Raw genomic sequence first — 15,459 nt, forward strand, 5'->3', positions numbered from 1 at the left:
ACCTCATGAGGAACGAACGCCCTTGAACGCCACCCCCACCCCCGACGGCGGCCCCCACACCCCCGAGCGAGAATCCGGCACCACGCAGCTCACCGCACCCGTGCCGGAGTTCGACACGGTCCCCCGGCAGAAGACGACCTCACCGGAGGCCGAAGAGCCGCGCGGCGCCACCGTCGACCTGCTGGAACACGCCGACCCGGGCACGGCGGCCCAGGCCGCGACCGTGGAGAACCTGCTCCGTTGCTGGGTGCGCGAGAACAATCTCGCGGCTCCCGCCGACGGCACACTGCGCATCCCGCTCCCCACCAGCGGTACGGTCCTCCACGTACCGGTCCACTACTGGTCCGCGACCGGCTGGCACCGCTTCGGCCGACCCCACCTGGTGCCTCAACAGGCAACGTTCGGGGCGCCTGCCGGGGCGCCGGCGCCGGAGTCAGCCCTTCCCACGGACGCGACGACCGTGGCGGCGCTGCTGGCACGGGAGGCGGCGGGATACCGCTTCACACCGGGCACCACACGGGGGTGCGGGCCGACCGGCGCACCGGACTCGGAGTCTCGCCTCGCGCCGGCCCACCTCGCCGGATTGGTGAACCGCGTCGCCGACTCCGTCCGTCTCACCACGACCTTCATCACGGACCGCCGTGCGCATCCCGCGGACGCAGCCGACCTTTTCCTCTCGGCAGAGCAGGCGCTGTTGCTCGGGCACCCGATGCACCCCACGGCCAAGAGCCGCGAAGGCCTCTCCGACATCGGGGTCCAGCGCTACTCACCCGAACTGCGCGGTCGCTTCCCGCTGCACTGGCTGGCGGTCGCACCCTCGGTGGTCGCGGCCGACTCGGCCTGGACGGAACGCGGTCGGCGCGTGCCCGCCGACCGGCTGACCCAACGACTCGCCGGCTCGGGCCTCCCCCTGCCGGACGGCTTCACGGCGCTGCCGTTGCACCCCTGGCAGGCGCGCGAGATCCGGCACCGCCCCGCGGCCGCCGCCCTGCTGGACGCCGGACTGCTCCGGGACCTCGGCCCGCACGGCGACTCGTGGTTTCCCACCTCCTCCGTCCGTACCGTCCACCGCCCGGGCGCCCCCGCGATGCTGAAACTGTCGCTGGGCCTGCGCATCACCAACTCCCGTCGTGAGCACCTCCGCAAGGAACTTCACCGCGGCGTCGAGGTGCACCGCCTGCTGCGCCGGGGCCTCGGCCGGCAGTGGCTGGCCGCCCACCCGGGCTTCGACATCGTCCGCGATCCGGCCTGGGTAGCCGTCAACGACCTGGACGGCACTCCCGCGACCGGTCTCGACGTGGTGATCCGCCACAACCCGTTCGCCCCGACGGACGACGCCTCCTGCGTGGCGGCACTGGTCTCGCCCAGGGCCGGCGCCGGGTCCCCCGGACCGCACCACCACGCCCCGCGATCCCGGCTCGCCGAGATCGTCATCCGCCTGGCGGGACGCACCGGCCGTCCCCGTGGCACCGTCGCCACCGAGTGGTTCCTGCGCTACCTCGAACAGGTCGTCCGTCCCGTGCTCTGGCTGGACGGGGAGGCCGGTATCGCCCTGGAGGCACACCAGCAGAACACGGTGGTCCTGCTGGATCCCGAGGGCTGGCCCACGGGCGGCCGCTACCGCGACAACCAGGGCTACTACTTCCGTGAGTCCCGCCGGGCCGAACTCGACGCCCGGCTGCCCGGCATCGGAAAGAGCAGCGACACGTTCGTGTCGGACGAGGTCACCGACGAACGCTTCGCGTACTACCTCGGCATCAACAACGTGTTCGGCCTCATCGGCGCCTTCGGCTCCCAACGCCTCGCCGACGAAAGGCTGTTGCTCGCCGCGTTCCGTCGCTTCCTCACCGGGGTCGCCACCGGCCCCGACCGGCTGCGCACACCCCTGCCCGCCCGCCTGCTCGACTCACCCGTCCTGCGCTGCAAGGCCAATCTGCTGACGCGGCTGCACGGTCTCGACGAACTCGTCGGCCCGGTAGACACCCAGTCCGTCTACGTCAGCATCACCAACCCCCTTCATTCCTGAGGGACATGTCCCATCCCGTCTCCTGAGAGGAGCGTCGCCGTGTCTTGTACCGACGCGAGCACCGACGCCGGCACCGCCTCCGCCCACGCCACGGGACCCGACACGGGCTCCGGAGCCGGTACCGGCTCCGGCCGTGGCCCGGAACCCGGTCCGGACTGCGAGGACACCCTCGACCTGAAGCTGCCCGAAGAGTTCATGATGCTGTGCGCCGGGGGAGAGACGGACCTGCGCGGCACCGCGTGTGCCACCACGGTCACGCATCCTGCCCGAGCTGCCTCCTCTGACACCGCACCTCCCACCGTCCCCTGGGACGACGGCCTCCTCGACCACCTCGCCGACTGGGGCGCGATCGCCACCTCCGTGGGCGAACTCCGCCTCGTCCCTGTGGACCCCCGCCGTGATCTCCCGCTCGTGGCCCGCTGGATGAACGACCCCGCCGTCGCGGTCTTCTGGGATCTGGCGGGACACGAGTCGGTGACCGAGCGGCACCTGTGCGCGCAACTCTCCGGTGACGGACGCAGCGTCCCCTGCCTCGGATTCCTGGACGGCACGCCGATGAGCTACTGGGAGATCTACCGGGCCGACCTCGACTCCCTGGCTCGCCACTATCCCGCCCGTCCTCATGACACCGGGATCCACCTCCTCATCGGCGGTGTCGCCGACCGCGGGCGCGGCCTCGGCTCCACCCTGCTGCGTGGCGTCGCCGACCTCGTCCTCGACCAGCGTCCCTCCTGTGCGCGCGTCGTCGCCGAACCCGACCTTCGCAACACCCCCTCCATCGCAGCCTTCCTGAGCGCCGGCTTCCGGTTCTCCGCCGAGATCGACCTGCCCGACAAGCGGGCCGCCCTGATGGTCCGAGACCGGGCCGTGCGTCATCTCCTCTAGCTCCATCACTCTCCGTAACAAAGCGTATTCCGTGTCGGTTCCCGTCCCGAGGAGTCCTTGTGCCGAATCCGTTCGTCGCGCCGAATCCGTCCGTTCGACCCGGTCGCTCCCCACGGTCCACGCAACCGTGCTGACCTCCGCACTCCCGGTGAGCACACCACGAGCCATGGCGTCGATACCTCTGTTGTCGGTGCCGGGCCGTAGGGTGGTCGCGCTATGACGAAGCCCTCACTCCCCGAACTCCTGCACGCTGCCGTCACGGCTGTCGGCGGCACGGAGCGCCCCGGCCAGGTGACCATGGCCCAAGCCGTCGCCGAGGCGATCGACGACGGCTCCCATCTGCTGGTCCAGGCCGGCACCGGTACCGGCAAGTCGCTCGGCTATCTGGTGCCCGCGCTCGCGCACGGGGAGCCCGTCGTCGTGGCGACCGCCACCCTGGCGCTGCAGCGCCAGCTCGTCGAGCGCGACCTGCCGCGCACGGTCGAGGCGCTGCACCCGCTGCTGCGCCGCCGCCCGGAGTTCGCGATGCTCAAGGGCCGGTCGAACTACCTGTGCCTGCACCGTCTGCACGAGGGCGTGCCACAGGACGAGGAGGACGGCCTCTTCGACCAGTTCGAGGCGGCCGCGCCCGCCAGCAAGCTGGGACAGGACCTGCTGCGGCTGCGGGACTGGTCGCAGGAGACGGAGAGCGGTGACCGCGACGACCTCACTCCGGGTGTCTCGGACCGTGCCTGGGCTCAGGTGTCGGTGTCGTCGCGTGAGTGCCTGGGCGCCTCGAAGTGTGCGTACGGAGCCGAGTGCTTCGCCGAGATGGCCCGCGAGCGCGCCAAGCTCGCCGAGGTGATCGTCACGAACCACGCGTTGCTCGCGATCGACGCCATCGAGGGCGCTCCGGTCCTCCCGCAGCATGAGGTACTGATCGTCGACGAGGCCCACGAACTGGTCTCCCGAGTGACGGGTGTCGCCACCGGCGAACTCACCCCGGGCCAGGTCAACCGTGCGGTGCGCCGGGCCGCCAAGCTCGTCGACGAGAAGGCCGCCGACCAGCTCCAGACGGCTGCGGAGGGCTTCGAGCGGCTGATGGAGCTGGCCCTGCCCGGCCGTCTGGAGGAGATCCCGGAGGACCTCGGCTATGCCCTGATGGCGTTGCGGGACGCCGCCCGCACGGTGATCAGCGCGCTCGGTAACACCCGCGACAAGTCCGTCCAGGACGAGGACGCCGTCCGCAAGCAGGCGCTGGCCTCCGTGGAGAGCGTGCACGACGTGGCAGAGCGGATCACCAACGGCTCCGAATGGGACGTCGTCTGGTACGAGCGCCACGACCGCTTCGGTGCCTCCCTGAGGGTCGCCCCGATGTCGGTGTCGGGGCTCCTGAGGGAGAAGCTCTTCGCGGACCGCTCGGTGGTCCTCGCCTCCGCCACGCTGAAGCTGGGCGGCGACTTCAACGGCGTCGGAGCGTCCCTCGGACTCGCCCCCGAGGGAACGGAGGGCGACGACCTCCCGCAGTGGAAGGGCATCGACGTCGGTTCCCCGTTCGACTACCCGAAGCAGGGCATCCTGTACGTCGCCCGGCATCTCTCGCGGCCCGCGCGAGACGGCGACCGTGCGGACATGCTGGACGAGCTGACGGAGCTGATCCAGGCGGCAGGCGGCCGCACGCTGGGTCTTTTCTCGTCTATGCGGGCCGCTCAGCTCGCCGCCGAGGAGCTGCGCACCCGTATCCCCGAGTTCCCGATCCTCCTCCAGGGCGAGGAGACACTCGGCGAGTTGATCAAGAATTTCGCGGCGGACCCGAAGACGTGCCTCTTCGGCACGCTCTCGCTCTGGCAGGGCGTCGACGTCCCCGGCCCCAGCTGCCAGCTGGTGGTCATGGACAAGATCCCCTTCCCGCGCCCCGACGACCCGCTGATGAGCGCCCGCCAGAAGGCCGTCGAGGACGGCGGGGGCAACGGTTTCATGGCTGTCGCCGCGACGCACGCCGCACTGCTGATGGCACAAGGTGCCGGCCGTCTGGTGCGGGCGTCGGAGGACCGCGGTGTGGTGGCGGTGCTGGACCAGCGGCTGGCCACGGCCCGCTACGGCAGCTATCTGAAGGCGTCCCTGCCCGACTTCTGGTACACGACGGACCGGAATCAGGTGCGGAAGTCGTTGGCGGCCATCGACGCGGCGGCGAAGACGAACGAGTCGTAGCGGTGGGGCGTGTCCCGCCGGTGCACTGTCCCGCGCTCGCGGGACAGTGCACCGGGGGAGTGGGGCAGGCCCGGGACGACATGGGCCCCGGAACCGGCGCAGGGGTTCCGGGGCCCGGATCAGGGGCGGGTGTCGGGAAGGCCCGCCCGCCGCGGTGGGGTCACACCCGCCGCAACACCGCTACCACCTTGCCGAGGATCGTCGCTTCGTCTCCAGGGATCGGCTGGTACGCCGAGTTGTGCGGCAGCAGCCAGACATGGCCGTCCTCGCGCTTGAAGCGCTTGACCGTGGCCTCGCCGTCGAGCATCGCGGCGACGATGTCGCCGTTCTCGGCAACGGGCTGGCGGCGGACCGTGACCCAGTCGCCGTCGCAGATCGCGGCCTCGATCATGGAGTCGCCGACGACCCTCAGGACGAAGAGCTCACCGTCGCCGACGAGCTGCCGGGGGAGCGGGAAGACGTCCTCGACGGATTCCTCGGCGAGGATGGGGCCGCCGGCGGCGATGCGGCCGACGAGCGGGACGTAGGACGCGGCCGGCTTGCCTGCGGTGTCGGTCGGCTGCACGGGGGCCGACTGATCCGAACCGCGCACCTCGTATGCGCGCGGGCGGTGGGGGTCACGACGCAGGAAGCCCTTGCGTTCCAGTGCCATCAGCTGGTGGGCCACCGAGGAGGTGCTGGAGAGGCCGACGGCCTGGCCGATCTCACGCATCGACGGCGGGTACCCGCGTCGTTGCACGGAGTCTCGGATGACCTCGATCACTCGGCGTTGCCGGTCGGTCAGTCCGGAGCTGTCCGCCCGGATGCCTGGAGGTCGGCCGGGCAGGGACCTCTTGGGGCCCTCGTTGTTCGTGGCTTCGTTCATCGCATGCACCGGCTCGAGTCGGCCCTGGGAGCGGTCCTGGGCAGTGATGGTGGCACTGTCTGCGGTGGTGGTCACGTCGGCCCCTCTCGATGGTCTCCCGTGCAGCACAACGGTAGATGCTTTCGAAAGGTTGCACCAAACACACGTTCGAGTGAAAAACCTCGAACTATCTGACGCGACCAAGCGTCCGGGTGTATGGCCTGCACTGTTCCCGACGGACAAAAGCGCTCATTGTTGTACCCTTCACCGCCGGGGCGAGGCCTTGCCGGGACGCCGTAGTCGATGCTCAGTCTGCCATCAGGAGCCCCGCGGACCCGGAACCGGCCCCCTTCTCCACGTGGCGCCCCGATGGCGCGCCCTGTGTCCGCGCAGGGCCCGATTCGGGATACCCGAGCGGCACGCGCCCGTCCCCCGTTTCGCGGGTGTCGACGGCGAATGTACGAGTCAATCGCTACATGTAGTGGTTGGATCGCGACAGTGGCCCAGAAGTTGTGGTCCCTTGGTCTTCGGGTCCTCGGCGATCGCCTATGCTTGGGGCTGCTTCGAGGGGCCCGTGAGGCCTTGCGAGGTCTATGAGCCGTGCTGAAAAGGAGGGTTGGAGCCATGCACTGTCCCTTCTGCAGGCACCCCGACAGCCGCGTCGTCGACAGTCGTACCACCGACGACGGCACGTCGATCCGCAGGCGCCGCCAGTGTCCCGACTGCTCCCGTCGTTTCACGACCGTGGAGACGTGCTCGCTGATGGTGGTCAAGCGGTCCGGAGTCACCGAGCCCTTCAGTCGCACGAAGGTCATCAACGGCGTGCGCAAGGCATGTCAGGGTCGGCCCGTCACCGAGGACGCTCTCGCCCAGCTCGGCCAGCGGGTCGAGGAGGCGGTGCGGGCCACCGGAAGCGCCGAGCTGACCACCCATGACGTGGGCCTGGCCATACTCGGCCCCTTGCAGGAACTCGACCTGGTCGCCTTCCTGCGGTTCGCGTCCGTGTACCGGGCGTTCGACTCGCTGGAGGACTTCGAGGCCGCCATCGCGGAACTCAGGAAGCAGCAGCGGGGGTGCCCCGCCTTGGACGACGACGACCTGGACGTGGAGCGCCGGGAAGTCGATCGCGGGCCCGTAGGGGCGGCTGACGTCCCCGTGCCCGCCACCGCCACCGACTGACGCGAGGGCCGGCTGGGGCCGGCCTCGTCGGAGGCGCACACAGACCCGTCACGCGCGCCCGCGCACGATGCGCGTGACAAGCAGACACACAACACGGTGCCACGGGAAGAAACGGGCACTTCAGGGCGTTTTGCCCGACACAGGGAGGCGGCATGACAGAGACGGCGAGCGGTCCGGCACGGGGTTCCCGGGCGAAGGGGGCCAAGGCCACCAAGGGACTGCGGGTCGAGCGCATCCACACCACCCCCGGCGTACATCCGTACGACGAGGTCGAGTGGGCGCGCCGTGACGTCGTCATGACCAACTGGCGCGACGGCTCGGTCAACTTCGAGCAGCGTGGCGTCGAGTTCCCCGAGTTCTGGTCGGTGAACGCGGTCAACATCGTCACCAGCAAGTACTTCCGGGGTGCCGTGGGCACCCCGCAGCGTGAGACCAGCCTCAAGCAGCTGATCGACCGCATCGTGAAGACGTACCGGAAGGCCGGTGAGGACTACAAGTACTTCGCCTCGCCCGCCGACGCCGAGATCTTCGAGCACGAACTGGCGTACGCCCTCCTGCACCAGATCTTCAGCTTCAACAGCCCCGTCTGGTTCAACGTCGGCACTCCCCAGCCCCAGCAGGTCTCCGCCTGCTTCATCCTGTCCGTCGACGACTCCATGGAGTCGATCCTCGACTGGTACAAGGAAGAGGGCATGATCTTCAAGGGCGGCTCCGGCGCCGGCCTGAACCTGTCCCGCATCCGCTCCTCCAAGGAGCTGCTCTCCTCCGGCGGCAACGCCTCCGGCCCGGTCTCCTTCATGCGGGGCGCCGACGCCTCCGCCGGGACGATCAAGTCGGGCGGCGCCACCCGCCGCGCCGCCAAGATGGTCATCCTGGACGTCGACCACCCGGACGTCGAGAACTTCATCGAGACCAAGGTCCAGGAGGAGGAGAAGATCCGCGCCCTGCGTGACGCGGGCTTCGACATGGACCTCGGCGGCGAGGACATCACCTCCGTCCAGTACCAGAACGCCAACAACTCGGTCCGCGTCAACGACACCTTCATGGAGGCTGTCGAGAGCGGTGGGAAGTTCGGCCTGCGTGCTCGCATGACCGGTGAGGTCATCGAGGAGGTCGACGCCAAGTCGCTCTTCCGGAAGATGGCCGAGGCCGCCTGGGCCTGCGCCGACCCCGGCATCCAGTACGACGACACGATCAACCACTGGCACACGTGCCCGGAGTCCGGCCGCATCAACGGCTCGAACCCGTGCAGCGAGTACATGCACCTGGACAACACGTCCTGCAACCTCGCGTCGCTGAACCTGATGAAGTTCCTGAAGGACGACGGCAAGGGCAACCAGTCCTTCGACGTCGAGCGCTTCGCCAAGGTGGTCGAGCTGGTCATCACCGCGATGGACATCTCGATCTGCTTCGCGGACTTCCCGACCGAGAAGATCGGCGAGAACACCCGCGCCTTCCGCCAGCTCGGCATCGGCTACGCCAACCTCGGCGCCCTCCTCATGGCGACCGGGCACGCGTACGACTCCGACGGCGGCCGCGCCCTGGCCGGTGCCATCACCTCCCTGATGACCGGCACGGCGTACAAGCGCTCGGCCGAGCTGGCCGCGGTCGTCGGTCCTTACGACGGTTACGCCCGCAACGAGCAGCCGCACCTGCGCGTCATGAAGCAGCACGCCGACGCCAACGCCGCGGCCGTCCGGATGGACGACCTGGACACGCCGGTGTGGGCCGCCGCCACGGAGGCCTGGCAGGACGTGCGCCGCCTCGGCGAGAAGAACGGCTTCCGTAACTCCCAGGCGTCCGTCCTCGCGCCGACCGGCACCATCGGTCTCGCGATGTCCTGTGACACCACCGGTGTCGAGCCGGACCTGGCCCTGGTCAAGTTCAAGAAGCTGGTCGGTGGCGGTTCGATGCAGATCGTCAACGGCACCGTGCCGCAGGCGCTGCGCCGCCTCGGCTACCAGGAGGAGCAGATCGAGGCGATCGTCGCCCACATCGCCGAGCACGGCAATGTGATCGACGCGCCGGGCCTCAAGCATGAGCACTACGAGGTCTTCGACTGCGCCATGGGCGAGCGCGCCATCTCCCCGATGGGCCACGTCCGCATGATGGCCGCGATCCAGCCGTGGATCTCCGGCGCCATCTCCAAGACGGTCAACATGCCGGAGTCGGCGACCGTCGAGGAGGTGGAGGAGATCTACTTCGAGGCCTGGAAGCTGGGCATCAAGGCGCTCGCGATCTACCGCGACAACTGCAAGGTCGGTCAGCCGCTCTCCGCCAAGAAGAAGGAGACCACCGAGAAGCAGGTGCCGGAGTCCGTCGCGAAGCCCGCGGTCGAGAAGGTCGTCGAGTACCGTCCGGTCCGCAAGCGCCTCCCGAAGGGTCGTCCCGGCATCACCACCTCCTTCACCGTCGGCGGTGCCGAGGGCTACATGACCGCCAACTCCTACCCGGACGACGGGCTGGGAGAGGTCTTCCTGAAGATGTCCAAGCAGGGCTCGACCCTCGCGGGCATGATGGACGCCTTCTCGATCGCCGTCTCGGTGGGCCTGCAGTACGGTGTGCCGCTGGAGACCTACGTCTCGAAGTTCACGAACATGCGCTTCGAGCCGGCCGGTATGACGGACGACCCGGACGTGCGGATGGCGCAGTCGATCGTCGACTACATCTTCCGCCGCCTGGCGCTGGACTTCCTGCCCTTCGAGACGCGTTCCGCGCTCGGCATCCACTCCGCCGAGGAGCGCCAGCGGCACCTGGAGACCGGCTCGTACGAGCCGATCGACGAGGAGGTCGACGTCGAGGGGCTGGCCCAGTCGGCGCCGCTCGCCCAGGAGCTGAAGGCGGTCGCCGCCCCGAAGACCGAGGCCGCGGTGGCCCAGCCGGCCCCGAAGGAGGCGCACACCAGCGCCGAGCTGGTGGAGATGCAGCTGGGCATCCAGGCGGACGCTCCGCTGTGCTTCTCCTGCGGCACCAAGATGCAGCGGGCGGGCTCCTGCTACATCTGCGAGGGCTGCGGCTCGACGAGCGGATGCAGCTGATCACGGGCACCGTCAGGGTGTGAACCACCGCTGAGGGCGGTGGAGCCGACTCCTCGGCTCCACCGCCCTCAGCGTCCGTGCCGCCCTTCGGGGAGGGGGTCAGGAGTCGTGCCGGCTGCCCATGAGGCGGGCGAAGCCCGCGGGATCCGTGTCGTAGCCGCGAAGTCCTGGTCGGAACGTCCACTCGCCGGAGGCGTCGCGGACGAACTCGGCCACGGTCGCCGCCGTCGCGCCCAGGACACCGCCGAAGTCGTCCTCGGCGAGGACCGTGTAGCCCTCGCGCAGACGCAGCGCCGGGTTCAGGACGTCGACGAACGTCCTGCGCCCGGTGTGCTGCTGGATGACGACGCCGGCCACCACGCGCGCGTACCGGCTGTCGAGCCGGTACAGCTCCAGCGTCATGATCTCGTCCCAGCCGAAGCCCTTGCCGTCGGTGCTGTCGCGATTCAGATAGATCGTGCCGTCAGGGGAGCGGCTGTCGAAGTGCACGACGTAGTCGGGATCCCCGTACGGATCCGCCGCCAGGTAGGTGGCGGCGACGATGTCGAGATCGGTGGGCGGCCGGCCGGACGGGCTCGGGTCCCACTTCACCGCCAGTTCCGCCTTGCCTATGCCCTTGTTGATACCGCTCATCACGCATCCCTCCCCGGTTCATGCCTTCTCCGCATGAACTCCAGTGCATTAAGAGGCAGTTGTCTATTGTGCCTTCCACGTGGGAGTGTTCGCCGGGGCGTACTACGGGAGAGCGTGACCCAGGCCACGCACCGGGGCCTTACGATGGCGCGGTGCTGGTCAAGTGGATTCGCTGCACCGTGGTCGACCGCCGCGGTTTCGAGCGGGGGCAGCGGAAATGGGCGGGGCTTCTGGGGGAGCCGGGATTCCGGGGACAGGGCGGGGGCTGGAGCCGGGGGAGGCCCGGTGTGGCGCACGTCTTCGCGTTCTGGGAGAGCCGTGCCTTCTACGACTCGTTCATGGCACGTTCCCACGACCGGCTCGCCGCGTCGCAGTCCGGCACGTTCAAGGACCTGCAGTCCAGACTGTTCGACTACCGCTTCGATGTGAAGACCGGCTTCGAGCCCCGCTTCACGGATGCCGACCTGGTGCGGGTCGCGCACTGCCGGGTCCACGAGGAGCGGGCCGAGCACTTCACGTTGATGCAGGAGAAGGTGTGGAACCCGGCCATGGCCGGCTCGCCGGGCATGATCCGCGGGCTGTTCGGCGAGGCGCCGGGCCATGAGTTCCTGGTTCTGTCGATGTGGCAGTCGGCCGCCGAGCACGGTAAGTACCGTGCCGAGCGCGTGGAGCGCCTGGCGTTGAGGGCGCAGACCGAGGCGGACGTCGCGGCGCTCACGGGCGACATCGTGGATCTGGAGCCGATGTGGACGGTGTGAGCCCGCGGTAAGGGTGATTGTGGCGGCCCGGAGCGGGGGCCGGACGACCGTCGCCGCCTCCGGCGGGAATCCGCCGTCCGGGGCCCGTCGGGTGCCCGTTCGGGCGTCACTCGATCTAGGGTTTTGACATGGCACGACCGCGGCGCATCGTCCTTGTCCGGCACGGCGAGTCGGCGGGCAATGCCGATGACTCCGTGTACGAACGCCAGCCGGACCACGCGCTGCCGCTCACCGAGAGGGGACGGCGGCAGGCGGAGGAGACGGGCAAGCGGCTACGGGAGCTCTTCGGCCGGGAGCGTGTCAGTGTGTACGTCTCCCCGTACCGCCGCACCCACGAGACACTCCATGCCTTCCGCCTGGACCCCGGGCTCGTCCGCGTCCGGGAGGAGCCCCGGCTGCGCGAGCAGGACTGGGGCAACTGGCAGGACCGCGACGACGTACGGCTCCAGAAGGAGTACCGGGACGCGTACGGGCACTTCTTCTACCGCTTCGCCCAGGGCGAGTCCGGCGCTGACGTGTACGACCGGGTGGGTGGCTTCCTGGAGAGCCTGTTCCGGAGCTTCGAGGCTCCCGACCATCCGCCGAACGTACTCCTGGTGACTCATGGACTGGCGATGCGGCTGTTCTGCATGCGCTGGTTCCACTGGACGGTCGCGGAATTCGAATGCCTCTCGAACCCCGGGAACGGAGAGACCCGCACGCTCCTCCTCGGGGAGAACGGCAAGTACACGCTCGACCGGCCGTTCGAGCGTTGGCGTGATCCGGAACCGCACTGGGTCACCGGATAAAGTGGCAGGGCGATGACCGCTGACTCCTCTTCCCGGCGCCTGGAGCGCGCGCTGGCCAGCCTGCGCGGACTGGCAGTGGGGGACGCGCTGGGCTCACAGTTCTTCGTCCCCGCGAACTATCCGCTGCTCAAGCGCCGCGAGCTGCCGCCGGGCCGCTGGCAGTGGACGGACGACACGGAGATGGCCTGCTCCGTCGTGTCCGTCCTGGCCCTGCACCGCCGCATCGACCAGGACGCACTGGCCCGCTCCTTCGCCGAGCACCATGACTTCGACCGTGGCTACGGACCCGCCGTGGGCCGTCTCCTCCGTCTCGTCCGGGAGGGCGGCGACTGGCGCGAGCTGGCCGCGGCGCTGTTCGAGGGGCAGGGCTCGTGGGGCAACGGCGCGGCGATGCGGATCGCGCCCCTGGGTGCCTGGTACGCCGACGACCCTGAGCAGGCCACGCACCAGGCGGAGATCTCCGCGTATCCCACGCACCAGCACCGCGAGGCCGTGGTCGGTGCCATGGCCGTCGCCGCCGCAGCCGCCTTCGTCGCCGGTCCGGCTGGTCCACCGAGCGCCGAGGCCCTGCTCGACGGCGTCATCTCGCTTGTACCGAAGAGCGCTGTCGGAGCCGGGCTGCGGCGGGCGCGGGACATGCTCGACTACGGCGACGCGACGACCGTCGCGGCGGTACTGGGCTGCGGGCGGCGTACGACGGCGCACGACACGGTGCCGTTCGCGCTGTGGTCGGCCGCGCGCTCCCTAGGCGACTACGCACAGGCCTTCTGGACGACTGCCCAGGTGGGCGGTGACATGGACACAACCTGCGCCATCGTCGGCGGAGTGGTCGCTTCCGAGAAGGCCGGAGCACCGCCCGCGGAGTGGCTGGCGCGGGCGGAACCGCTGCCCGACTGGGCGCCCTCGTTCGCGTAGGCGGTCGAGGCGCGGGCCGATGCGCACCCGGCGGCGACGACCTGGGCCCGCCCGCCACCGGCACGGCCCTGTCCGCGCAACCGGCACCCGGCCCGCCGACCCTGCCCCGGTTCGCACGCCCGGGACGCCACGGGTCACGACGGACCGGGGAAGGGAACGGGCGGGCCGCCTCAGCCTCCGGCCGGTCCGGCCAGGGCCTCCAGGTCGCGCTTGCGTACCCGGATGACCAAGGCGGCCGTCACCAGGGACAGTACGGCCATCGCGGTGGCCGGGCCGAACGCCGTCGAGATGCCGTGCGCGAGTATCTTGTGCCCCCAGGGAGCGGGCAGCTGATGTGTCCTGGCGAACTCCGCCTTCTGCTCGGCCGTGCCGTTCGTCATGAACTTCGGTATCTGCTTCTCCGCCTCGTTCCGGCTGGCTGTGCCGAACACCGTGGTCAGGATGGACAGGCCGAGTGCACCGCCCACCTGCTGCGTGGTGTTGAGCAGGCCGGAGGCCGCACCCGCCTCGTGCTGGGCGACGCCTGAGACGGCGGTCAGCGTCAGCGTCACGAAGTTCAGGCCCATGCCGAAGCCGAACACCAGCATCGGGCCGAGCACCCCTGAGAGGTACGAGCTGTAGGGGCTGATGAACGTCAGCCAGCCGAGCCCGGTGGCGACCAGTGTCGCGCCCACCAGCATGAACGGCTTGGGGCGCCCAGCACCGGCAGGAACCGCTGCGACAGGCCCGCGCCGATCGCGATCGCCACCGTCACCGGCAGGAAGGCCACTCCGGCCTTGATCGGCGTGTACCCGAGCACGTTCTGCACGAAGAGCACGATGTAGAAGAACATGCCGAACATCGCCGCTGCCAGGCTCAGCATGATCACGTACGTGCCCGAGCGGTTGCGGTCGGCGAACATCCTCAGCGGGGTGATCGGCTCCGTGGCCCGTTTCTCGATGAAGGCGAAGGCGGCCAGCAGCAGGACGGCCGCGGCGAAGGACCCGAAGGTGAGGCTGTCCCGCCAGCCCTTCTCGGCGGCGCGGATGAAGCCGTACACCAGGGATGCCATGCCGAGCGTCGAGGTGAGCGCACCGGGGACGTCGAAGCGCCCCGGGTGGCGTGCGGACTCGCTGATGAACCTCGGTGCCAGCACGACGATCAGAGCACCGATGGGCACGTTGACGAAGAGGACCCAGCGCCAGTCGAGCCACTCCGTGAGCATGCCGCCGGCCAGCAGGCCGATCGCGCCGCCGCCGGCCGAGACCGCGGCGAAGACGCCGAACGCGCGGTTGCGTTCGGGACCTTCGGGGAAAGTGGTGGTGATGAGCGCCAGCGCGGTGGGCGAGGCGATGGCACCGCCCACGCCCTGGACTGCGCGCGCGACCAGCAACTGCCAGGGTTCCTGGGACAGTCCACCGAGCAGTGAGGCGAAGGTGAAGAGCAGGATGCCGGTCATGAAGACCCGGCGTCGGCCGAGGATGTCGCCGGCCCGGCCGCCGAGAAGCAGCAGACCGCCGAAGGTGAGTGTGTAAGCGCTGACCACCCACGTCAGGTCGGTGGTGCTGAAGTTGAGCGTGTCTTGAATGTGCGGGAGCGCGATGTTCACAATCGTCCCGTCAGGGACTCCAAGATCACGAATCATTAGGTTCCGAATTCAGTACGGCGGCCCTGACCAGGCAAAACGCATCCTCCCCGAGGAAGACGCCTCGCCCGCCGCGACGGGCCGAGCGGCTGCCTGACCCTTCGCGTAGGCCCGCCCAGCGCTCTCCTGCGGCATAGCAGGTGCACCTGGGTCGCCCCTCCTTGGCATGGTCCTGCCCGCCCCCCACGGCCCCAGTAAGTGAGTTAACCCAGTTGGGAGGTGGCCGAAGTGAGGCTCCAGAACAAGCGCCTCGCGGGCATCCTGCTCAGCGTAATAGCGCTGGCCGTGATCGCCTTCGTCGCGACGAGGAGCGGAGACGACACCTCGGGCGTGGACCGCTACAGCTGGGCCAGGAACGGCGTGACATGCGGGCGCCGGCGCCGACGAGCGCCCGTTTTCGACCTGGTGAACCAGGCCGCACAACAAGTCACTTTGCAAAATGATTAAGCCAAATAGCAAACGCTGACCATGAGTTGGCGCTAGTTGTATTGCCTCGTGAGGTTAGGAACGCGGCTGGCGGGTGGTTGGCCTTTCAGCGCGGTGTGTCCGCGGTGGTGATTGTAGGTGTGCAGCCATTCG

11 protein-coding genes and 2 pseudogenes are annotated in these 15,459 nt (G+C 69.4%); 9 read left to right on the plus strand and 4 right to left on the minus strand.

The window, feature by feature from the left end:
- Nucleotides 1-22 precede the first annotated feature (22 nt).
- From ACWDEX_RS29770 to ACWDEX_RS29780, 3 genes are all read left to right on the plus strand, one after another.
- Nucleotides 23-2,026 (plus strand): IucA/IucC family protein, encoded by a 2,004-nt coding sequence (locus tag ACWDEX_RS29770; protein WP_450467472.1) that lies wholly within the window; start codon nucleotides 23-25, stop codon nucleotides 2,024-2,026.
- 39 nt (nucleotides 2,027-2,065) lie between these two features.
- Entirely contained in the window at nucleotides 2,066-2,911 is an 846-nt protein-coding gene (locus ACWDEX_RS29775; RefSeq protein WP_450467474.1) for a GNAT family N-acetyltransferase, read from the plus strand.
- A gap of 216 nt (nucleotides 2,912-3,127) precedes the next feature.
- On the plus strand, nucleotides 3,128-5,101 hold the full coding sequence (locus ACWDEX_RS29780) for an ATP-dependent DNA helicase (protein ID WP_450467476.1): 1,974 nt from the start codon (nucleotides 3,128-3,130) through the stop codon (nucleotides 5,099-5,101).
- 160 nt (nucleotides 5,102-5,261) lie between these two features.
- Here the strand turns inward: ACWDEX_RS29780 and lexA are convergent, their stop codons facing one another.
- On the minus strand, nucleotides 5,262-6,041 hold the full coding sequence (gene lexA / locus ACWDEX_RS29785; RefSeq protein WP_450467478.1) for a transcriptional repressor LexA: 780 nt from the start codon (nucleotides 6,039-6,041) through the stop codon (nucleotides 5,262-5,264).
- Nucleotides 6,042-6,569: 528 nt separating this feature from the next.
- Here lexA and nrdR point away from each other — a divergent pair.
- The gene (gene nrdR, locus ACWDEX_RS29790; protein WP_450467480.1) at nucleotides 6,570-7,124 is read left to right on the plus strand and encodes a transcriptional regulator NrdR; all 555 of its coding nucleotides are present in this window, start codon (nucleotides 6,570-6,572) and stop codon (nucleotides 7,122-7,124) included.
- A gap of 152 nt (nucleotides 7,125-7,276) precedes the next feature.
- A complete protein-coding gene (locus tag ACWDEX_RS29795) occupies nucleotides 7,277-10,162 on the plus strand; it encodes a vitamin B12-dependent ribonucleotide reductase (protein WP_450467482.1) in 2,886 nt (961 codons plus the stop codon).
- 99 nt (nucleotides 10,163-10,261) lie between these two features.
- On the opposite strand, the gene ACWDEX_RS29800 is transcribed toward ACWDEX_RS29795, so the two are convergent.
- Entirely contained in the window at nucleotides 10,262-10,795 is a 534-nt protein-coding gene (locus ACWDEX_RS29800) for a TerD family protein (protein ID WP_450467484.1), read from the minus strand.
- A 152-nt stretch (nucleotides 10,796-10,947) separates the two neighbouring features.
- Between ACWDEX_RS29800 and ACWDEX_RS29805 the strand changes: the two genes are divergently transcribed.
- The 3 genes from ACWDEX_RS29805 (at nucleotide 10,948) to ACWDEX_RS29815 (ending at nucleotide 13,256) form a co-directional block, all read left to right on the plus strand.
- Nucleotides 10,948-11,553 (plus strand): YdbC family protein, encoded by a 606-nt coding sequence (locus tag ACWDEX_RS29805; RefSeq protein WP_450467486.1) that lies wholly within the window; start codon nucleotides 10,948-10,950, stop codon nucleotides 11,551-11,553.
- A 128-nt stretch (nucleotides 11,554-11,681) separates the two neighbouring features.
- Nucleotides 11,682-12,341 (plus strand): histidine phosphatase family protein, encoded by a 660-nt coding sequence (locus ACWDEX_RS29810; RefSeq protein ID WP_450467488.1) that lies wholly within the window; start codon nucleotides 11,682-11,684, stop codon nucleotides 12,339-12,341.
- Between the two features lie 12 nt (nucleotides 12,342-12,353).
- Entirely contained in the window at nucleotides 12,354-13,256 is a 903-nt protein-coding gene (locus tag ACWDEX_RS29815) for an ADP-ribosylglycohydrolase family protein (RefSeq protein WP_450467490.1), read from the plus strand.
- 170 nt (nucleotides 13,257-13,426) lie between these two features.
- Here the strand turns inward: ACWDEX_RS29815 and ACWDEX_RS29820 are convergent.
- Nucleotides 13,427-14,862 (minus strand): annotated as a pseudogene (locus ACWDEX_RS29820) (MFS transporter); the annotation flags it as partial.
- 246 nt (nucleotides 14,863-15,108) lie between these two features.
- On the opposite strand from ACWDEX_RS29820, the gene ACWDEX_RS29825 reads away from it, so the two are divergent.
- The gene (locus tag ACWDEX_RS29825) at nucleotides 15,109-15,327 is read left to right on the plus strand and encodes a hypothetical protein (protein WP_450467492.1); all 219 of its coding nucleotides are present in this window, start codon (nucleotides 15,109-15,111) and stop codon (nucleotides 15,325-15,327) included.
- A gap of 32 nt (nucleotides 15,328-15,359) precedes the next feature.
- Here the strand turns inward: ACWDEX_RS29825 and ACWDEX_RS29830 are convergent.
- Nucleotides 15,360-15,459 (minus strand): annotated as a pseudogene (locus tag ACWDEX_RS29830) (IS481 family transposase); the annotation flags it as partial.

The organism is Streptomyces sp. NPDC001020, assembly GCF_053599115.1.